The organism is Natroniella sp. ANB-PHB2, from assembly GCF_046097105.1.
GTDB lineage: Bacteria > Bacillota > Halanaerobiia > Halobacteroidales > Halobacteroidaceae > Natroniella.
In genome coordinates, this window is the sequence record NZ_CP175562.1 from 1,490,648 (window position 1) to 1,512,753 (window position 22,106).

General features: G+C 33.0%; 21 protein-coding genes. All 21 read right to left on the minus strand.

The window, feature by feature from the left end:
• Window positions 1-6: 6 nt before the first annotated feature.
• Window positions 7-516 carry a ribosome maturation factor RimM gene (gene rimM, locus ACKF5P_RS07410; protein ID WP_408954576.1) on the minus strand — a complete coding sequence of 170 codons (510 nt, stop codon included), beginning with the start codon at window positions 514-516 and terminating at the stop codon, window positions 7-9.
• Between the two features lie 185 nt (window positions 517-701).
• Window positions 702-932: a KH domain-containing protein gene (locus ACKF5P_RS07415; protein ID WP_408954577.1), complete on the minus strand. Its 231-nt coding sequence runs from the start codon at window positions 930-932 to the stop codon at window positions 702-704.
• Between the two features lie 17 nt (window positions 933-949).
• Window positions 950-1,213 (minus strand): 30S ribosomal protein S16, encoded by a 264-nt coding sequence (rpsP, locus tag ACKF5P_RS07420; RefSeq protein ID WP_408954578.1) that lies wholly within the window; start codon window positions 1,211-1,213, stop codon window positions 950-952.
• Window positions 1,214-1,320: 107 nt separating this feature from the next.
• On the minus strand, window positions 1,321-2,664 hold the full coding sequence (gene ffh / locus ACKF5P_RS07425; RefSeq protein WP_408954579.1) for a signal recognition particle protein: 1,344 nt from the start codon (window positions 2,662-2,664) through the stop codon (window positions 1,321-1,323).
• A complete protein-coding gene (gene ylxM / locus ACKF5P_RS07430) occupies window positions 2,661-3,026 on the minus strand; it encodes a YlxM family DNA-binding protein (RefSeq protein WP_408954580.1) in 366 nt (121 codons plus the stop codon). The genes ffh and ylxM overlap by 4 nt, the downstream gene beginning before the upstream one ends.
• 92 nt (window positions 3,027-3,118) lie before the next feature.
• Entirely contained in the window at window positions 3,119-4,120 is a 1,002-nt protein-coding gene (gene ftsY, locus ACKF5P_RS07435; RefSeq protein ID WP_408954581.1) for a signal recognition particle-docking protein FtsY, read from the minus strand.
• 18 nt (window positions 4,121-4,138) lie between these two features.
• The gene (locus ACKF5P_RS07440; protein ID WP_408954582.1) at window positions 4,139-5,272 is read right to left on the minus strand and encodes a peptidase S7; all 1,134 of its coding nucleotides are present in this window, start codon (window positions 5,270-5,272) and stop codon (window positions 4,139-4,141) included.
• A 53-nt stretch (window positions 5,273-5,325) separates the two neighbouring features.
• A complete protein-coding gene (smc, locus tag ACKF5P_RS07445; protein ID WP_408954583.1) occupies window positions 5,326-8,892 on the minus strand; it encodes a chromosome segregation protein SMC in 3,567 nt (1,188 codons plus the stop codon).
• Window positions 8,893-9,041: 149 nt separating this feature from the next.
• Entirely contained in the window at window positions 9,042-9,302 is a 261-nt protein-coding gene (locus ACKF5P_RS07450; protein WP_408954584.1) for a stage V sporulation protein S, read from the minus strand.
• A gap of 116 nt (window positions 9,303-9,418) precedes the next feature.
• On the minus strand, window positions 9,419-10,435 hold the full coding sequence (locus tag ACKF5P_RS07455) for an elongator complex protein 3 (protein ID WP_408954585.1): 1,017 nt from the start codon (window positions 10,433-10,435) through the stop codon (window positions 9,419-9,421).
• Window positions 10,428-11,159, minus strand: coding sequence for a pseudouridine synthase (locus ACKF5P_RS07460; RefSeq protein ID WP_408954586.1), 732 nt, complete (start codon window positions 11,157-11,159; stop codon window positions 10,428-10,430). Before ACKF5P_RS07460 ends, ACKF5P_RS07455 begins: the two co-directional genes overlap by 8 nt.
• A 70-nt stretch (window positions 11,160-11,229) precedes the next feature.
• A complete protein-coding gene (locus ACKF5P_RS07465) occupies window positions 11,230-12,354 on the minus strand; it encodes a D-alanyl-D-alanine carboxypeptidase family protein (protein WP_408954587.1) in 1,125 nt (374 codons plus the stop codon).
• Window positions 12,355-12,407: 53 nt separating this feature from the next.
• Window positions 12,408-12,821 (minus strand): GerW family sporulation protein, encoded by a 414-nt coding sequence (ytfJ, locus tag ACKF5P_RS07470; RefSeq protein WP_408954588.1) that lies wholly within the window; start codon window positions 12,819-12,821, stop codon window positions 12,408-12,410.
• 1 nt (window position 12,822) lies between these two features.
• Window positions 12,823-13,449 carry a DUF2953 domain-containing protein gene (locus tag ACKF5P_RS07475; RefSeq protein ID WP_408954589.1) on the minus strand — a complete coding sequence of 209 codons (627 nt, stop codon included), beginning with the start codon at window positions 13,447-13,449 and terminating at the stop codon, window positions 12,823-12,825.
• 148 nt (window positions 13,450-13,597) lie between these two features.
• A complete protein-coding gene (gene scpB, locus ACKF5P_RS07480; RefSeq protein ID WP_408954590.1) occupies window positions 13,598-14,161 on the minus strand; it encodes an SMC-Scp complex subunit ScpB in 564 nt (187 codons plus the stop codon).
• Window positions 14,145-14,918, minus strand: a complete 774-nt coding sequence (locus ACKF5P_RS07485) for a segregation and condensation protein A (RefSeq protein ID WP_408954591.1) — start codon at window positions 14,916-14,918, stop codon at window positions 14,145-14,147. The genes scpB and ACKF5P_RS07485 overlap by 17 nt, the downstream gene beginning before the upstream one ends.
• A 181-nt stretch (window positions 14,919-15,099) precedes the next feature.
• On the minus strand, window positions 15,100-16,092 hold the full coding sequence (gene trpS, locus ACKF5P_RS07490) for a tryptophan--tRNA ligase (protein ID WP_408954592.1): 993 nt from the start codon (window positions 16,090-16,092) through the stop codon (window positions 15,100-15,102).
• Between the two features lie 25 nt (window positions 16,093-16,117).
• Complete coding sequence (locus tag ACKF5P_RS07495; protein WP_408954593.1) at window positions 16,118-16,732, minus strand: site-2 protease family protein; 615 nt, start codon at window positions 16,730-16,732, stop codon at window positions 16,118-16,120.
• The gene (locus ACKF5P_RS07500) at window positions 16,732-19,239 is read right to left on the minus strand and encodes a CBS domain-containing protein (protein WP_408954594.1); all 2,508 of its coding nucleotides are present in this window, start codon (window positions 19,237-19,239) and stop codon (window positions 16,732-16,734) included. Before ACKF5P_RS07500 ends, ACKF5P_RS07495 begins: the two co-directional genes overlap by 1 nt.
• Window positions 19,240-19,490: 251 nt before the next feature.
• Window positions 19,491-20,807 (minus strand): diaminopimelate decarboxylase, encoded by a 1,317-nt coding sequence (gene lysA / locus ACKF5P_RS07505; RefSeq protein WP_408954595.1) that lies wholly within the window; start codon window positions 20,805-20,807, stop codon window positions 19,491-19,493.
• Window positions 20,808-21,115: 308 nt separating this feature from the next.
• Window positions 21,116-22,069, minus strand: a complete 954-nt coding sequence (locus ACKF5P_RS07510) for a DMT family transporter (protein WP_408954596.1) — start codon at window positions 22,067-22,069, stop codon at window positions 21,116-21,118.
• Window positions 22,070-22,106 lie beyond the last annotated feature (37 nt).

A 22,106-nucleotide genomic window follows, 5' to 3' on the forward strand; every position in this document is an offset into this window, starting at 1 on the left:
TAACACCTACCTTAATCCTGGTGGTAATTTAACTTCCATTCTTTCATTATTCAAATCTATCTCGATAACTACTTCAAGGGTTGCTGGAATTAAAATTTCATCATTACCTTTAGATACTACATAAACATCATTGGCTCCAGTCTCCAAAACTTCTTCAACCTGACCTAGATATTCACCTTGCACAGTATAAACTTCAAGCCCAATAATATCATATAAGTAATAATTATTTTCTGGTAAATCAACAGTTTCTGCTTTAGGAATCTGCAGATAATAATTTTTATAAGCCATAATCTCTCCAATATCATCGATTCCTGCAAACTTAAGAATAATAAATTGTTTATGGTACCAGATTCCTTCTACCATTACTTCTTCCTTAGTTCCATTATTTTTAACTAAATAAACCCGCTCTAAATACTCAAATCGCTCTGGGTAATCGGTAAGAGGGATAACCCTTGCTTCACCTTTATTCCCCTGATGTCGGGTGATTTGACCTATTGTAATTAATTCTTCATTCATAATTAACACCTCATTTAACCTCAGTTTACAGTGTACAGTTAACGGTTGACAGTTAAAGAACTTAAAGTCAAAACCGCTCTTAGATTTTTTCACCAACTATATTGTAGTATACCCTACTTTATAACCTCTCATTAAGAAAAGACTAGAGTTGCCCCTAGTCTTTAGTAAGTAATTTTAGTAAATAATTATTGTATAATCTTTACGCTAGCCTTCTTACCTTCCTTAGTTGCTGCTGCTTGAATTACTGTTCTGATAGCTTTCGCAATTTTACCTTGCTTTCCTATCACCTTACCCATATCTTCATCAGCAACTGTTAACTTTAAAGTTATTGTCTTACTATCTTCTATCTTACGTACAAATACTTCATGAGGCTCGTCTACAATATTACTTACAATTGTTTTTAGTAGCTCCTTCAACTAGAGCACCTCCAAACTTACTTTACTTCATCAAACTTCTTCATAATTCCTTCTCGACTGAAAATATTTCTGACAGTACTAGAAGGTTGAGCACCATTTTGTAACCACTCTAATGCCTTCTCTTCATCAATTTTAACTGTCTCTGGTTCAGTAGTAGGATTATAAAAACCTAGCTCTTCAATAAATCTCCCATCACGTGGCTTTCTAGAATCAGCCACAACCAATCTATAAGAAGGATTTCTATTAGCTCCAGTTCTTTTTAATCTAATCTTAACTGCCATTCTTGTCACCTCCTTTAACAAAATTAAGGTCAAGTTCAAGTTTAAGTCTAAGTAAAAACTAAACAACTATTTTTAACGATTGACTTAGCCTTAAACTTAAATTCTATTTAAAAGAAAGGAAATTTCATCTTTCCTTTTAATCCACTCATATTACCTTTCTGCAAATCACCCATCTGCTTCATCATCTGTTTAGTCTGTCTAAATTGCTTTAAAAGTTGATTAACCTCTTGCACAGTCGTTCCACTCCCATTAGCAATCCTACGACGACGACTACCATTAATGATTTCTGGTTTTCTTCGTTCTTCAATAGTCATTGAATTTATAATTGCTTCAATATGATCCAACTGACTTTCATCCATATTGAGACCTTTCAACTGTTTACCTACCCCAGGGATCATATTCAGTATTTCCTCTAATGAACCCATATTTCTAACTTGATTCATCTGGTCTAGAAAATCTTCCAAAGTAAATTCTTCTTTTCTTAATTTCTTCTCTAACTCTTTAGCTTTTTCAGCATCAATCTGTTCCTCAGCCTTCTCAATTAAACTTAATACATCTCCCATACCCAAAATCCGAGAAGCCATACGATCAGGATGAAAAGGCTCTAAAGCATCTAATTTTTCTCCCATTCCTACAAACTTAATTGGTCGTCCTGTAACAGAACTGATAGATAAAGCAGCTCCACCACGTGCATCACCATCTAACTTAGTTAATACAACACCGTCAATACCTAATTTCTGATCAAAACTCTCTGCTACATTAACAGCATCCTGACCGGTCATAGAATCAACTACTAGCAAGATTTCATGAGGCATAACTGCACCTTTAATATCTTCCAATTCTTCCATTAAGTCTTCATCTATATGCAATCGCCCCGCAGTATCTATAATTACAATATCATTTCCATTTGACTTGGCATTACTGATAGCAGCTTTAGCTATATCCACAGGGTTTTGTTTATCACCCATACTGAATACTGGCTGCTCTATCCTCTCACCTAGTACCTGTAACTGCTTAATAGCAGCAGGACGGTAGATATCAGCCGCTACTAATAAAGGATCTTTTCCTTCTTTTCTAAATCTTTTAGCCAACTTACCAACAGTAGTTGTTTTACCAGCACCCTGTAAGCCTACTACCATAATTACTGTAGGAGATTTGGCCCCAAAATTAATCTTACTTTGAGTCCCTCCCATTAAATCAGTCAACTCTTCATTAACAATCTTAATCACTTGTTGAGCTGGAGTTAAGCTATCTAAAACCTCTTGTCCAACAGCTCTTTCTTCAATTTTATTAATTAAATTTTTAACAACCTTAAAATTTACATCTGCTTCTAACAATGCTAATTTAACTTCTCTTAAGGCAGTTTTAACATCTTTCGAGGATAACTTGCCTTTACCTTTCAATTTATCAAAAGTATTCTGTAACTTTTCTGCTAACCCCTCGAAAATCACATCAATTCCCCCTTCTGATAGGTCTGTAATCTATCTAAGATCCCCCGTAAACTCTCCACCTCTTCTAGTTCAAGCCGAGATTCAATCTGCTCTATTACCTGCCCTAAATTATCGATTTCTGATTGAACTTTATCATAATGTTTAACTAAATTTAACTTTTTCTCATATTCTTGTAAAGCATATTCTGATCGCTTTAAATTATCATAAACAGCTTGACGAGTAACCGATTTTTGTTGAGCAATCTCTCCTAAGGATAGATCATGGTAATAATATAATCTCATAAACTCTTGTTGCCTTTCTGTTAATAAAGAAGCATAGAAGCCGAATAGTTTTCCAATTTTAATTACTTTTTCAACCTTCAACAAAAATCACCTGCAATTACTGTTAAGTATTTTCCCTTTACAGCAGATAATATAACATATAATTAAATTTTTGTCAAGCAATTAAAGTATTATTAATCAAATAAAGCATTAATAAATGTTTCTGGTTCAAAGTCTTGTAAATCTTCTGAATCTTCTCCAACACCAATCAACTTAATTGGTATGCCCAACTCATCCATAATAGCTATTATTACTCCTCCTTTAGCCGTACCATCTAGTTTAGTCAAAGCAATCCCATCTACATCGACTTCTTGATTGAATAATTGAGCCTGTGAAATTGCATTCTGTCCAGTTGTTGCATCTAATACCAATAATACTTCAACTTTAATCTCTTCTGCTTCTCTTGTTATTACTCGCTTAATCTTCTTTAATTCCTCCATTAAATTGGCTTGAGTATGTAATCTACCGGCAGTATCGACAATCAACAGGTCTGTCTCCCTTGATTTAGCTGCTTGTACTGCATCATAAGCTACTGCAGCAGAATCTGCTCCTTCCTGATGAGCAATTACTTCTGTTCCTACTCTATTGCTCCAAGCTTTTAACTGATCAATAGCTGCTGCTCTAAAGGTATCCCCTGCTGCTAATAGTACATCTTTTCCGGCATTTTTAGCCCGTTGAGCAATCTTGCCTATCGTTGTCGTTTTTCCAACTCCATTAACTCCTACTACCATTAATATAGTCGTCTGATTACTCTCTTCAACTTGCTCTACTTCTTTATTTAGTAACTGACATAACTGTTCTCGGAAAACTCCTATTAATTTTTCTGGTTCCTTAATCTTCCTCTCTTTTACCTCCAATTTTAATTGATCAACCAATTTCATCGTGGTATGAACACCAACATCAGCTTGAATTAAAATCTCTTCTAAATCTTCATATAATTCATCATCAATACTAGAATAAATACTAAATAAGTTTTCAATTTGAGATACAAATCCCTCTCGGGTCTTACTTAAACCATCTTTCAACCTCTTAAATAATCCAGTTTTTTTCTTTGTAACCTCTTCCTTTTCTTCATTTACCTCTTGCTCCTTAACCTCTTCTTTATCAGTTCCAAACCCAAATAGCTTCTTTAACATCGACTCTCCTCCTAACTTTTACTTAATCTCTAATGCTTTACATAAATCTGTATATTCTTGAGCAATCCCAAAACGCCTCTTTCTTATTTTAGCTTCTTCTTCTGGAGTTTCAGCTTCATAATACTCTTGACCAATTTCTTCATACTCTTGATCAAGCTCAGCTACCTCCTTTAATAACTCAATTACAGTAGCTCCTTTAATTACTCCTTCCTTATCATGCCCAATAGCTACAACAGGTCGCCCCCATGTTCCCGGGCCAGCCTTTGCATCTCCCATATGCATTACACCAGTCCCACCAGGATGGGTATGCACAATAGCTACATTATCAGGAATTACTGTTGAATAAACCTCTCGCAATGACTTTTCAGTAATATCAGTATAACTTGAGGCTAACATACGTGATGGAACATAACCCATTCCCCCTACTACAATCTCTCCTTTTTGAACAATATGACCATCTTTAATTTCACCTAAAGCTGCTACTTCCCTACCTTGCTCCACAGTAGTTGACTTTTCTACTAATTTAGTAGCAAGCTCTTTAGAAAGAGAATTAACCTCAATAAATGGAACCTCCCATTCAGATTGCTCTTTCTGTTCAAATTCAACTTTCTGCTCTTTAATCTCTACTACCTCTAGCTCTTGGCTAATATCTAAGTACTTTAATCTTAAATTAAATAACTTACGCAATATCCCTCGTTCTTCATCCATCGTCTTAGCTGTCAACCTTTCTAATTGAATCTCTTCAGATTCAGTGGCCAGTTCAAAGTATTCAGGTTCTGGATAGATAATACCTACCCCAGCAGGTTGGCCCATCTTAACACCAATCCTAATCAAAGGACAATTAAAGATACTGACTCCACCTGTTCCTACAATGATCCCTGTTTTACCTGGATTAGTTGTAATAATGACTGCGTTATCAGGCAGTTGATTAATAATTTCCAATAAAGATCTTCCTTCTGTTTTAACAATTTTAGATAACATTTCACGATAAGGAATACCAGAAAGCCCTCCATTAACAACTTCGGATAAAGCATCTATATATCCTTCTTGATTAACAAAACCAATTGCCCCTACAGACCGACCTTGACTTAAATAATTACTTCTTTTTATAATTCTATCTACTACAAATTTCGCTATTCCTTTAACCCTCATTATCTTCCTCCTTTTCTAGTCTATTTTCTCTATTTTTAGTAATTAATATACAACTAAAAAGCAGCTAATTGATCCAACTGTAAAGAAACTAGTTTTGAAACACCTGATTCCTCCATAGTAACACCATATAATGAATTTGAAACCTTCATTGTTCCTTTACGGTGAGTAATAACTACAAATTGTGTTTGAGACGATAATTGATCTAAATAATTAGCAAAACGCTCTACATTAGCATCATCCAAAGGAGCATCTAATTCATCTAAAACATAAAAAGGGCTTGGATTAACCTTTAATAAAGCAAATACTAACGCAGTAGCTGTTAAAGCTTTTTCTCCACCAGACATTAAAGACAACTTCTGTAGTTTTTTACCTGGTGGTTGAGCATTTATCTCCACACCTGTCTCTAATAAATCATCTTCGTCTTCTAAGATTAATTTAGCTTGTCCTCCTCCAAATAAGTCAGTAAATATTTCTTCAAATTGACCTTTTACTTCTTTAAACGTCTTAATAAACTTCTCTTCCATTTTTTCATTAATTTCGGTTATCACTTTCTGCAATGATCTTTTTGCTTGGGCCAAATCATCAGACTGCTCTTTAAGAAAAGAAAAACGCTGGTCTAACTTTTGATACTCATCAATTGCTCCTAAATTAACCGGTTCTAATCTTTTCATCTTTCGCTTCAGCTTTTTAATCCTCTTTTCAACTTCAGTAAAATCTTCAATAGCTGTTCGCTCTTCAATCACTAAATCTATATCTATTTGATACTCATCAGTTAGTTTAGTTTCAACATTAGTTAATTTAACTTCTAGTTGGGCCAACTCCACCTCTATTTGATTATACTCTTGCTGTAACTTCTGATATCGCTCTCTAACCTCTTTTGATTGTTGCTCAAATTGATTAATTCGTCCTTTAACTTCTTTTTCTTCTTGCCTTAAGCTGATTAACTGTTCTTCTAAGTTATCTACCTTAGAATTTAGTTCTTGCTGTTCTAAAGCTAAATTTTGAGCAGTATCTTTAAGTTGAGTCTGCTTATTTTCTAATCTAACAACTTCCTTTTCTTTCTCTTCAAGTTGCTGTTGGCTTTTCTTAAAATCCTGCTCTAACTTCATTAATTCATTCTGTAAATTCTTCTTTCCTTCTTTGACAGAAGCCAATTCAATCTTTAAATTCGTAATCTGCTCAGAAAATAACTCTTCTTTCTGTTTAAGTGAGCTGATCTCTGTTTCTAACTGATTAGTCGTTGATTCCAAATTATTTTCATTAACAGACAGTTGATTTAAAGCATTCACTAACTCTTCTTTTTTCATTTTAAATTCTGTAATCTGTTGTTCTAACTGATCAATCTTATTAACCTTAAGCGCAACTTCTTTTTGAATACGGGCCAGCTCTCTTCCTAATTGCTGCTCATCCTTTTCCAAAGTTGTTCTTTGAATCTCTAACTTATGTAATTTTTCCTTTGTCTCTTTTATCTGTTCTTGATTAGTAACTAATTCATCCTTTTTAGCAAGACCTTGTTGCTCCAAAACGGTTAACTTTTTAGAAATATTCTTTACTTCTACTTTTAATTTCTCGATCTCTCGACTTCGCCCTAATAAATTATTATCTTGAGCATAACTTCCTCCAGTCATTGCTCCTCCAGGATTGATCACTTCACCAGCTAATGTAACAACCTTAACTCTCTTATTAACAGCTTTAGAAACCTCAACAGCTGCATCTATATTCTCAGCTATAATAACTCTCCCTAAAATATTTTCAACCACTGGTCGATATTGTACATGATAATCAATTAAATCTTTAGCTAAGCCAATTGCTCCTTCTAACTTCAAACCTCGCTCTTCACTCTTTCTTAAAGACCTCGCTTTGACTAAATTAAGAGGCAGCATAGTAGCCCTTCCAGCTCGATTATCCTTTAAATATTCAATTGCCCTCTTTCCTACTTGATCATCCTCAACTATTACATTCTGTAATTTACTACCCAAAGCAACTTCAATTGCTGTTTCATACTCTTGAGGCACCTCTATTAATTCGGCTACTACTCCACAAACTCCATTTAAATTCTGAGTTCGATTAATATAATTGAGTAAATTTTTAACTCCCTTGTAATAACCTTGATAATTGTCTTGCATCCCTTCTAAAACATTCAATCTAGATTCTTTATTATTTAATTCCTCTTTTAACTTTTGATAATCTTGCTGTACAATATTTAATTCCTTCTTAAATTCTTCTTGCTCTTCTTTCTTTTTTTCATAATAACTCCGCAAACTACTTAACTCATCCTTTATCTTTGCTACTTTTTTGAACTTAACCTCCTTCCGCTTCTCAATTTTTTCAATCTTCTGTTGTAAATTCTCTTTAATTTCAATTAACTCTTTATTTTCCTTTTGGCAACGTTCAACCTCTTTAGTTAAATTTTCAATTTGATGTTTATAATCAGTTATTTGATTAGCCTGGGTTAGTTTATTGCCCTCAATTTCTTGCTTAGAACCTATCCTTTCTGCTAACTTTTTCTTGATAGAATTGATTTCTTCTTGCTTACTATTTAACAAAGAAAGTTTTTGCTGTAATTTCTCTTCTAAAATTTCCCCTTCTTCTTTTTTATTGTAAATTTTTTCTTGGAGCAGATTAACCTCATCTTTCAAGATAGTTATTTCCTGATTTAACTTATCTTGTTGCCCTCCAAGGTTTTTTTTCCTTTCTGCAAGTAGCTCTAATTTACTTTCAAGCCGCTCTAAATCTCGTTTGGTATTAAATAAAGCATCTTTTTGCTGATCAATTGCTGCTACTAATTCTTGTTGCTTTGTCTGACAGTTATCTATTTTTAAATCAAATTCATTCACCCCTGCTTTAGCTTCAGTTAATTGATATGACAAACTTTGCTTAGTAGCAATCTGTTGATCAAATTGATTTTCCAATTTAACATAGTTATTTAATAATAAATTAACTTCTAACTCCTTTAGTTCTCCTTGATAATTTTTATATTCTTCAGCTTTATTAGCCTCTTGTTTTAACGGATTTAATTGGCGTTTTATCTCCTCAATAATATCTCTTACCCGATTTAATTTTTGCTCAGTACTCTCTAATTTTTTTAATGCTTCTTTTTTTCTCTGTTTATGTTTGCTAATTCCTGCTGCTTCCTCAAATAACTCTCGCCTATCAACAGACCTTTCACTTAAAATCTGCTCTACCTTTCCTTGTCCAATAATCGAATAGGAATCTTTTCCAATTCCTGTATCCATCAACAACTCTTGAATATCCTTTAAACGACAAATATTATTATTAATTAAGTAGTCACTTTCTCCACTACGCGTAACCCTTCTACTAATAGTTGCTTGATTATAATCTATTGGCAATTCATTTTGGCTATTATCTAAAGTTAAAGAAACTTGAGCCATCCCTAATGCTCTCCGTTTTTTACTTCCAGCAAATATTATATCTTCCATTTTAGAACCACGCAGTGTTTTAGCACTTTGTTCTCCTAAAACCCATCTCACTGCATCTGAAATATTACTCTTACCACTGCCATTCGGGCCAATAATCCCCGTAATCGCCGGTTCAAAATCTATCTTTACTTTATCAGCAAAAGATTTAAACCCCTTGACCTCAATCTGTTTTAAAAACAAACCAGTTCCTCCTTATTACCAAAATTCAAACACTAAATTTTATTTTATCATAGATTAAAGAAAAATAAAATATATCAACCATAAAAAAACCTATCTACAAAGTAGAAAAGTAGATAGGTTAAGCAGATCTAAAAAATTAAGTTTAAATTTTATCTAGGCTCAACAATAAATTTAATCGCTGTTCTTTTCTCACCATCAATTTCTATCTCAGTAAAAGCTGGAATAGCTATTAAATCCATCCCATTCGGTGCTACAAAACCCCTAGTAATCGCAACAGCTTTTACTGCCTGATTAACTGCTCCAGCACCAACACCTTGCATCTCAACCCTACCTTCTTCCCTTAAAACAGCCGCTAATGCTCCTGCTACAGATTTAGGTTTTGAATTAGATGATACCTTTAATATTTCCATGTTTTCTCCCCCTTTAATTTTATAGCTACATTCATAACTTCTATTAATGTATAGTGTATCGTCTTATTATAATATTCATTGAAAATGGAAAAATCCCTTTATTTTCTAAAAAATTATTAAAATAGATTAACTACAACCTCTCCTCTAATCAAGGTATCATCTAAATTAAACTCAACTTCATCAAGATCATATTCTTTTTTTAAGTATACAAAGTTTTTATTTTTTTGCCCTTTTAAATTTGACAAATCTTTCGGGTTGACAGTTATCTTGACTTTATTTCCAACCAAACTCTCTTTTAATCTCTTCTCTATTTTAGTTAAAAGTAATTTAGATTCAACTAACTGCCTAAATGCTGGATGAAATGGACCAGCTAAAATCTGTTTTTGGTTAACACTTGCTGAAGGCTGTAAACCAATCCTAATCACATCTATACCAGCCTCTCTAAATAAGTTCAATAATTTTGCTGTAATTTCAACACCTTCTTCTAAAGATAGAGGAGTATAAATACATTTCTGATGTGATTTAGCCAATTCAGTATTTTTAATAACTAACGTAGGGTAGATTCTTACGAATTCTGGCTGCAAATCAATTACTCCCTTACCAGTAGCCAAGTCAGACTCTTGACTAGAAGAGGGTAGTCCAGGCATTATCTGCAACCCAATTTGGAAATTATATTCCTTAATTAAAGCTACTGCCTGCAAGGTATCTTCTTTACTATGCCCCCTCCCAGCAGCAGCTAAAACCTCATTATCAAGTGACTGTACTCCTAATTCAATTACAGTTACATTATTCTCTTGTAAAAAATCTAAACTTTTGCTATCTATATAATCTGGTCGAGTTGATAATCTAATCCCATTAATTTTACCACTTTCTAACCTTTCATTAGCTAAATCCAATAACTCTTGTTGTAACTGTTGTGAAATACCAGTAAAACTCCCACCATAAAATGCAACTTCAATTCGATTAGCTTCAGGTGGTATAGTAGATAAATAATCATCTATCTGATTATTTATCTGCTCAAGATTTATCTGATTTTTAATTCCTGTAATCTCTTCTTGGTTACAAAAAACACAATCATGAGGACATCCCAAATGAGGAACAAAAATTGGAATGATATAATTTTGTTTACTCATTTTCCTTTACTTTCTTAGCAACCTCTCTTAGCTGCTTTATTTCATTCTTTCTTAAAAATCTATAATCCCCTAACTTTAAGTCATCATCTAATTCTAAAGGCCCCATCTTAATCCTTTTTAACTCTTGAACAGGATGTCCAACCGCCTTACACATTCTTTTAACTTGATGTTTTCTACCTTCATGAATCTCTAAAGATAAAATTGCTCGTTCACTAAAATCAACTACTAATTCTACTTTAGCCGGTGCTGTCCAACCATCAGCTAATTTAATCCCTCTTTCTAAAGCTTTTAAATTCCCTTGATTAGGAACTCCTTTAACTGTAGCTATATACTTCTTAGTAATCTCGTGACTAGGGTGTGTTAAAGCATAAGTTACATCACCATCATTAGTTAAAAGCAATAATCCTTCTGTATCATAATCTAACCTTCCTACTGGATAAACCCGCTGCTTAACTTTAATTAAATCCAACACCGTTCTTCTCCCATGAGGATCATCTGCAGTTGTAACGCAACCTTGTGGTTTATTTAGTAGAATATAGACCGGTTTTTCTTTGGTTATTTGAGAACCATCAACTTTAATTTGATCCTTATTTGGATCAACCTTAGTTCCTAACTCCATAACCACCTTCCCATTAACCTCTACTCTTCCTGCTGTAATCAACTTTTCACTCTGCCTCCGAGATGCTACTCCTGCCTTAGCCATTACTTTTTGTAAACGCTCCATCAACTATCACCTCAATTAGATAATTTTATTCCTTTGACTATAATTCACGATAGCTGCTGAAGTTCCTTCCTTAAAAATAAGTCTGAACTATCGAGTTTAATCTTCGCCAAAAATTAACCCATGCTGAGGCTTCAATATCTCTATCTGCTATTAAATCAACTCGCCCCAACAATTCTCCATTAGCATGAATAGATAACTTCCCTACCTTTTCTCCAACTTTGACAGGGAATCTAATATTTTGATCAACTTCTACAACTTTATTCAGATTCAGTTGATTACCATTACCTACTATCCACCTAAATTCATCTGCTGCTTTTAATCCTAACTGACTGCCATTTTTAAACTCTACTTCTTTAATCAAATCCCCTTTAGCTATAATATCAACTTTACTATAATTATTAAATCCATAATTTAACAATGCCAGAGAACCATTCCATACATCGCCACCTTTTAAGACAACACTAATTAATTGCTGTCCATTCCTGGTAGCAGAAGCTACTAAACACTTTCCTGCTGCCGATGTATAACCAGTTTTAACTCCATCTACCATTTCTGAACGAACCAGTAATCTATTCGTATTAATCAAAATTCTATCCCAGTCATTACCTGGCCAAGAGATTCTTTTTTTAGAAGTATCAACTACTTCAGCAAAGAAATTATTTTCTAATGCATAACGAGTAATTTGGGCCAAATCATAGGCTGTCGTTAAATGGCCTTCTTGAGGTAAACCATTAGGATTTTTAAAGCTGGTTTGTAATGCTCCTACCTCTCTTGCCTTCTGATTCATCATCTCAGCAAATTCTTCTACTGACCCTCCAATATGTTCAGCAATAGCTACTGCAGCATCATTTCCTGATTTAACCAACAAACCATAAACTAATTCACGTAAGGTTAATGTCTCTTGAGGAGTTAAATGGATAGATGAGCCCCCTTCATAAGCTGCTCTATTACTAGCACTAACCTTATCTGCCAAATTTCCATACTCAATTGCCAATATTCCAGTCATTATCTTAGTTGTACTAGCTGGGGGGCGTACTTCATGCATATTCTTATTATACAGCACTTGCCCAGTTTCAGCATCAATTAAAATAGCAGCTCTAGCATTTACTTGAGGCTGAGCTACTGCTTGTTGATTACTTATTAATACTAAATAAAAGAGTATGATCAATATATTATAATATCTTTTATTTTTCATAACTTACCTCCCACTTTCACCTAATGTAACAAACACTTCTTATCTAACTAAAATTAAAACCCCCTATTTCTCATATCTCCATTGTTCTCTTTTTTAGAAAATCCTTTGATTTGTTCGATCAACTCTGGAGCAATATTAATCAAACGTTCTATGACTGCATTATCATTAACAGGCAATAATCTAACCTGATTTTCCTTGACAACCAAAAAAGCCATTGGCTGTAACATTACACCTGCCCCACTTCCCCCACTGAATTTAGGATCCTCAGAATTATTCTTCTTTTTATCTTTCTTACTACTGTATTCTCCTCCCCCTGCTGCAAACCCAAAATTAACCTTTGATATTGGAATAATTACACTTCCATCCTTTGTTTCAACTGCGTCACCAACAATTGTATTGACATCAACCATCTTCTTTATGTTTTCCATTGCTGTATTCATCAATGTTTCAATTGGATGATCGGCCATTTTATTTAATCCTCCTTTTAATCTTATACCAGATAATTTTAATTCCTACATGTATAATATTACCTAATTTAAATTCAAATATACCCTTAAGTTTTATTCTTACTGGTTGCTGCTGATTAAAATTTGGCTCTACTTGAACACAAGGTAACGATTTAAATTCCAGATACTCTTGTAAAAGACCAATTATTGAACTTTTAAAAGCCCATAAACCACCTGTGACCAAACCGGTATGTGCAGGATTGCTTAAACCAAAGCTTGTTCTCCATAAAAAAGATTGACAATTATGAGTTAAAATCAGAAAAGTTTTAACTTGTTTATTAAGTTGATACGACCTCTTTAAAAGATTGTGTAGTTTTTCTAATTCAGTTTTATCTAATTGCTCAGTAACATCTACCCTATCTATAAAGATACTATTCAGATCACCTTCAACCTCCAAAGTAGGTAGTGATAATAAGTTCTTAATTTCCATATATGATAAATTTAGTTTATAGCTAATAAATAATATCGATAACTTAAGATCTAAATTATCCTTGTCTTGGTACCTATCAAAATTTATTTCAATTTTAATTGGCATCCAAAAGAAAACCATCATAATTACTAATAGAATTAAGCTCAACAGATAGGACATTATTATCACCTTCTAACTTATAACCCTTATTTTCCCCTGTATAAATTCAAATATACACAGTTAATAAAATGACTTTCAATTATAAACAATTTGAATTTAAGTTCAAGTCAAAATCAAAACTAAAAACAAACATAAAAAAAGCAAGATGCTAGCTAGCATCTTGCTTAATCTCTTCTATTTCTTCACTATTTACTTTGTTAAACTCTTCTGGTTCAGGCAAATCATCTAAGCTTTCTAGTCCTAAATACTGAAGAAAATCTGCAGTTGTACCGTAAATAATAGGTTTTCCGATTGCATCTTTACGACCTTGTTCTGACACTAATCCCCTCTTTTGTAAAGTCTTTAATGCTTTTTCTACATTCACTCCCCTGATATCTTCAACCTCTGCTCTAGTAGCTGGTTGCTTATAAGCAATAATAGCCAAAGTTTCTAAAGAAGCCTGACTTAAAGTCTTAGTTACCTCTGGCTGATGAAAATCTTTGATAATAGAAGAGTATTTAGCTTTCGTTTGTAATTGATAGCCATGATCTATCTTAACAAGTTCTATACCCTTAGCTTCTTGGTTGTACTCTATTTTAATTTGCTCTAATACTTCTTTAATTTTAGTTGACTCACCTTTTATTACTTTTCTTATTTCTTTAACCTGTAATGGCTCAGTTGCCATAAATAAGATCGCTTCAATAGCAGCCTTCAATTCAGATTGATCTAACATTTTGCACCATCCCTGTATAATAAATATTAATCTCGGAAAAGTTAAAATCTTGCTTAATCTTTAACTCCTTTCTTTTAATCAGTTCTAATAAAGCCATAAAAGTTACAACAATCTTTAATCTAGAATCTAATTGTAAAAATAAATCCGAAGATTTAATTTCTCCTCCTGCAACAACTAAACTATTTTTAATATACCGTTTTTGTTCACTAATCGTAACTTCTTCTCGATTCAAATATGATAACTTTTCTTTTTTGGGCTCTTCTTGTTGTTTCCTCTTTTTAACTTTAGCTTGCTTAATTACCTTCTCAAAAGCTGTAACAAATTGATCAAGATCTACATCTTCCAATGGATTTTCTACTTCAAAATCTAAATTAGCCAATAAAGGAGCTACATTCCGAGTATATCTTTCTTGCTGTTCTTTTTCAAAATCTTGTAATTCACTTGCCAGTTTTTTATATTTTTTATATTCTAATAATCGTTCTACTAACTGCTGTTTAAGATCAACCTCATCACTATCTTCTTCTTTAGGGCTAGGTAAGAGAGTTTGGGCTTTTATCTCCATTAGTTTAGTTGCCATTACTAAAAATTCACTGGCTATATTTAAATTAAACTGTTGCATTCTATTAATGTAATCTAAATACTGCTCTGTGATTTCAGAGATTTTAATATCACAGATCTCTACTTTATTCTTCTTTAATAAATGTAATAATAAATCACTTGGCCCTTCAAAAGCATCAATCTTAATTTGATAGCTCATAACCTCACCCCCCTATTTTATATCAACTTACAGTTTACAATTAGCAGTTAAGAGCATTAAATTCTTAAAACCAAAACTATTTAATATTAAGTACAAGGTTAAGCCTAAGTTTAATTAAAAGATAAACCTTTGTGTTTTTAATGATTTACTTAGCCTTAACCTCAACCTTAAACTTAAGTTATTAAGAATAAACTAAGTTCATTGCCTCTTTAACTTCCTGTAACGTCTGTTGAGCTGTCTGGCGTGCCTTACTAGCCCCTTCAGCTAGAATTTGATCTATTCGCTCTGGATTAGCTTTTAACTCTTTTCGCTTTCGATGAACCTCAACTAAATGATCAGTTAACTGATCAGCTAATTTCTGCTTACAATCCATACAACCAATCTCAGCAGTAGAACAGCCTTGAGCAAGTTCTTCAATCTCTTCACAGTTAAAGATTTGATGATAGTCATGAACAGAGCAAACTTCAGGATTACCTGGATCTTTTAATCTTATTCGCTCCGGATCTGTTACCATCTTCTTAACCTTGTCAGCAATTTCTGTTGGCCCGTCTGCTAAATAAATAGCATTATCATAACTTTTACTCATCTTTCTTCCATCTAAACCTAACAATTTAGGAACTTCTCCTAGCTTAGGCTCAGGTTCAGGAAAAGTTTCTTGATATAGATGATTAAACCTGCGAGCAATCTCTCTAGTAATCTCAATATGGGGCAATTGATCTTCCCCAACAGGTACCATATCTGCTTTATAGATCAATATATCTGCTGCTTGCAATACAGGGTATTCCAATAACCCGAAAGGAATAGACTCCTTAACCCCTAACTCTTGTACCTGCTCTTTGTAAGTTGGGTTCCTCTCTAATCTAGATACAGAAACAATCATTGATAACAATAAATTTAATTCAGCAATTTCAGGTACATCAGATTGAACAAAGATAGTACTCTTGTCAGGATCAATCCCAGCACTAATCCAATCGATTACCATCTCTCTAATATCATTTTTGATATTTTCAGTCTGATCATACTTTGTTGTCAATGCATGCCAATCAGCTATCTCAAAGATACAGTTATATCCTTCTTGAAGATTTCTCCAATTATTTAACACCCCAATTAAATGACCTAAATGTAACTTTCCTGTAGGACGCATCCCACTCAAAATCGTTCCTTTCTTTTCCATAACAATCCCTCCTATTTATTTAACCTTAAATCCTCATTAATAAATTAAATAATATATTAATAATTGGGAGGATTATCCTGCCAATCAATCCTGTAAAAACTGCAAATAATAAGACAAATGGCCCATAAGCTTCTAAATTTCGAAAAATATAATCATATTTCCTTGGTATTAGACCTCTTAAAATCTTTGACCCATCTAAGGGTGGTACTGGAATTGAATTAAAGATAGCCAGTCCTAAATTAATTAATATTCCATTAATAAATAACCTCTCAATAATTATCCGATCAATAAACTGATATAATACTGGCCCCAAGCTTCTAAAGAAAAAAGTAAATACTATTGCTAATGAAACATTAGCTAATGGACCAGCTAAGCCAACTAACATCATTCCCTTCCGCTTATCATCAAAGTAACTAGGATTAACTTGAACCGGCTTAGCCCAGCCAAAACGCCTAGTCATAATTAAGACTAAAGTTCCTATTAAACTTAAATGAGCCATAGGGTTTAAAGTTAACCTTCCTGTCATTTTAGGTGTAGGATCACCTAATAAATCAGCCATCTTTCCATGTGCATACTCATGTAACGACAAAGATAATAATAATACTGGCAACAATAATATAAGTTCAGCTGCCATATCCATTACTCCACCCCCTTTTTCTTAAAATACTCTTCTAAAAGTTGACGCTCATCCTGGTAACCTTCAACTTCACCGTCCAATTTAGCTTCTTTTACCTTCGCTAATACCTTCTTAAAAGCAGGATCAGGCTGATATCCTAAATCAATAATATCCTCTCCAGAAACTTCAATATCTATCCACTGCAAATCTTCTAAATATAACTTAACTTTCTCTTTTAATTTAGGCTCTCGGGCCAACAATAATATGATATCTTCTATCACTAATTCATTTAAAATAAAATAGATTCTACTCTTCTTTTCTGCTACTAACAATTGCTCAATAACTTGCTCAACCTCTAAATTAAATAATAATCTCTGTAAACAATCACTACTTAAATTGAAATCATTTGCTAATTTTTTGAGTTTGTTCCTTTTCAATCCATCTGTTAGTACAGCAAAATATAACAACCACTTTTCAATATTAAAAGTAACAGCTAAAGAGCTTGACCACTCTATAACATTTGGCAACTCAATTACTAACTCCTCTTTAGTCTGGTTCCACTCTATATCACTTGACAAATAAGAAAAAAGATCATAATCGAATAACAATTTAATAAAAGAGAGGGGTTGGACGTCATTTAATCCTTTTTGGATTTCAGAAATTAAACGATTATTACTCAACTTATCCACCACATCTAAATCTAATGCTTGCCTAATTAACCTTTCAGTTTCAGTCTCAAATTGATATTGATAACGACTAGCAAACCTTAACCCCCTAAAAATTCTTGTTGGATCATCATATAAACTAAAGTTATGTAACAATCTAATAAACCCTTGCTCCAGATCAACCTTCCCATCAAAAAAATCAACTAATTGCCCAAAAGAATCTTGATTTAATTGAATAGCTAATGCATTAATAGTAAAATCACGCCTGAAAAGGTCCTGTTGAATAGAACCTGGTTCTATTTCAGGTAAGCTAGCAATATCAGAATAGTACTCTACCCTGGTAGTAGCTATATCCAAATTTAAATTATCCGTTAAAGATATTGTAGCTGTCCCAAATTCATGGTGAACATTAAGAGCACCATTTAATTTTTGAGCCAACTTTCTAGCAAACTTAATGCCATCACCTTCTACTACTAAATCTAAATCTAAGCTCTCCTGTTCTAATAAAAGATCTCTAACAAACCCACCAACTAAATAAAGGTCAACCTCTAAAAAATCAGCTAATTCAGCAGCTGAATTTAATAAATCCATAACTTCCTCTTCAATTAACTCTAATTTCTCATCTATATTATAACGTTTCTCCTGTAACTCAACTAAACTTCTTCCATATAAGTTCTGTCGATTTTTTATATAATCATCTGTTCCATAAAGCAATTTCAATAAATCACTTCTTGTAATAATCCCTATCACCTTACCTTGTTGGTCTACAACAGGTAATCTTCCAATATCATGTTTAACAATTAAATCTTGAACTTCCTTTAAAGAAGTTTTAACTTCAATAGTCACTACATCAGTTGACATATAACCTTTAACAGGTGCATGTAATAAATTATGATTTCTTACTTTATCTATATCGCGCCTTGATATAATCCCAACAAGCCTTCCATCTTCTTTAACAACCAAACCAGAATGGCCATAACGCAACATTATTTTATCTGCTTCACCCATAGAAGTATCAGGTGTTACTGTCTTAACAGGGCTAGACATAATATTTTCAGCTAAAACACTAGGTGTAATATTCTCTTTAACTACATTTAATAGCTCCTGTTGTAACTCAATTAAATCTTGCTCTTTATTTCTTTTTATAGTTGCTGAAGCAGCTCGGGCATGTCCTCCTCCACCAAAATAATTTAAGATCTGAGCCACATTAATACTCTCATGATTACTACGCCCAATAATCAGAACTTTATCTCCTGATTTAACCAATACTAACAACGCATCTACATTATGTAATTCATCTAACTTATGGGCCAACAGGGAGATATCAGGTATATATTCCTCAACTTCTGCTTGGAAAAAACTAATACTAAAACCTTTACTAGTAACTTTATAAGCTGAATCCAGTAATTTATTAAATAATTGTTGTTGTTGTCTATTCAAAGAATAATCAATATATTTTTCAACAATCTCTAAATTGGCCCCTAACCCTAATAGATAAGCTACTACTTTAGCATCTCGAGCAGTCGTACTATTAAAGACTAAACAACCTGTATCTTCATAAATTCCTAAAGCAAATAAAGTGGCCTCAAATGAAGTCAAATCAACCTTTCTTTTTCTTAATTGCTCTACTAAAATTGTCGTAGTAGCTCCCAGTGGCTCGATTATTTCTGTTACATCTTGCAAACAATTTTGTCGATTTAAATGATGATCATAAATTACAACTTCTACTTCATCTTGTTGTACAATTTTAGAGAAACTTCCCAACCGAAAAGCAACTCTAGTATCTACTATAATAACTTTATTAATCTGGGATTTATCTATATCACTTGGATTCTTAATTGGAATTCTATTCTTATATAATGACATAAATTCTTTAACATTATTTGTTTTTCTTCCCGAAAAAAACCATTTCTGCCTGCGGATATATCTTCTTAGCAGCCACCATTGATGCTAAACCATCAAAATCAGTACGTTGATGACTAATTATAATCTCCATTCTAACCCTCCCTCCATTCAAGTCAATTGTTATTATACCACAGGTAAAGCTTAATTTACAATTAATAATCAAAAATAAGGACGCACAATTAAATTGTACGTCCTTCACTCAATTCCAAAGATTATTTCTTTAATCTAGCTGGTATTTTATCATTGGCTATCAAATCTTGATAGCTCTCTGGTTCAATGATCAGATCAATTTGCTCCTCATTAACCAAGATCATACCCGGTCTAGTCAAACCATTATAATTATTACTCATTGAATAACCATAAGCCCCTGTACAAGAAATCAATAATAAATCGTCCTCTTCTACTTTAGGTAACTCAATTTCTCTAATCAAAATATCTCCTGATTCACAACACTTACCTGTAACTGTAACTTCCTTGTTCAACGATTGATCAGCTTTTGTAACCAAGCATGCCTCATACTCAGCCTCATATAAAGCAGGTCTAATATTATCAGACATACCTCCATCCACTGCTACATATGTTCTGATTTCGGGAATTTCTTTAATCGAGCCAACTCGGTATAAGGTAGAACCTGCAGTTCCTACAATTGAACGACCTGGTTCATTAATCACCTTAGGCAGAGGAATTTCTAGTTCATCACACTTTTCCTTAATTGCTTTAGTAACAAGTTCCGCATATTTTTCAATATCAGGTTTTTCTTCCTCTTCAGTATAAGGAATCCCTATGCCGCCTCCTAAGTTTAATTGTTGTAAGATAATACCTGTCTCATCTTTAACATCTTCCATAAATTCTAACATAATATCAACTGCTTTAGCAAAAGACTCTAATTTAAATATTTGAGAGCCAATATGACAATGAATTCCTATTACATTTAAATTTTCTAATTTTTGAGCCTTTTTAATTCCAGCCAACGCTAATCCATTCTGAATTCCTAATCCAAATTTGGAATCAGTCTGTCCAGTTTGAATATAACTATGTGTATGAGCTTCAATACCTGGAGTAACCCTCAATAAAATATCTACTTGTTTATCATTTTCAACAGCCAAAGTATTCAACAACTCAAGTTCATAATTATTATCTACAATAAAATAACCAATTTCCGCTTCTAAAGCCATCTCAATTTCAGCAGGTGTTTTATTATTCCCATGAAAATAAATTTTTTCTGCCGGAAAATCAGCCTCTAATGCCGTATACAACTCTCCTCCAGAAACTACATCTAAACCTAAGCCTTCTTGCTCAATAATTCTTACCATACTTAGTGACATAAAGGCTTTACCAGCATAAATAGTTTCAGAATTTGGATACCATTTCTCAAAAGATTCCCGGTAAGCTCGACAGTTTTTTCTAACTTCAGCCTCATCTAAAATATATAAAGGGGTTTTATACTCTTTAGCAATATCAACTAAGCTATGTCCTGCAATCTCTAACTCGCCTTGCTCATTAATTTCCATTGTTCCTTGTAATTTCATCAACTTACTCCTTTCTCTCTACTCTTACTCTCTTATTTATAGTATTATATTACTTCAACTCATTTATCAATCCAAAAAAACTATAAGATAATATCATAACCATCATTAAGACTTTAATAATCTATATAATCAGACTCTAAACTCAAAAGTTTAGAACTTCGACAATTCTCCTTTCAATTTCAACAGATTAGTAACCAAAACTTACTGTTAAACACTACATCTCTATCTTGATTTTATTAAGCTTAAATTAGGATAACATAATTACTTAACCTTGTCAAATCTATCACACTGAATTTATTATCTTATTCTTAAAGTTTCAAAGAATCATTAAGATTCATTTGACTTTTCTTTAATTTATCACCTTGAGCAAAATAATTTGTTCCCCACACTCCAATTAAGATCATCGCTCCTCCGACAGCTTGAAACCAGTAAAAAGACTCACCTCTAAAAACTACCCCAGCGATTACTGCTACAATAGGAGTAAGATTAGTAAATACTGCTGAACGCGATGCTTCAATTTTAGACAACATAAAATTTAACATAAAAAAAGCTACTACTGAAGATAAAATACCAAGATAAACAATAGCTACGATAGCTTCAATTTTCATTAAGGGAAGAAAGTAATTAGTTAGCTCACCAGCTAATAAATGCTGAATAATTGCTAATCCGTTAAATACTACAGCACCAATTACCATCATGATATAAGTTATCTCTACTGGTTTAAACTGTAAAGAAGACTTTCGAGATAGAATATTATAAATCCCTCCTGCTAATACTGCTCCTAATAGTAACAATATACCTACCAACCTAGTTTCCATCTCTCCACTACCAGCCATCAAAATAATAAAAACGACTCCGATTACTGACGTAATAATAAAAAATAATTGCTTTTTACTAGGCTTCTCTTTTAAAAATATAGCCGATAAGATGGTCACTACTACCGGTATTAAAGCAATCATCATTCCTGCTTGGGAAGAAGAAGTCAGCTCCACCCCTAAAGTCTCAAACAAAAAATATATTACAGGTTGAAATAAAGCTAATAAGAATAAGCTGTGTAAATTTTTATCAGTAAAATTCATTTCAATTATATTCATTAATTTCAAAGCAGTTAATAATATGACAGCACAAATAAATCTAAAGCCCAATAATTGAAACGGACTCATTAAATCTAACGCCTCTTTGGTAAACATAAAAGAAAATCCAAAAATAACTGCTGCAATTATTCCAGCTAACATTGCTAAGTACTCCTCTTTTTTTTCCATTTAGCCTCACCTCTAATTAAAAGTCTATATAATTAAT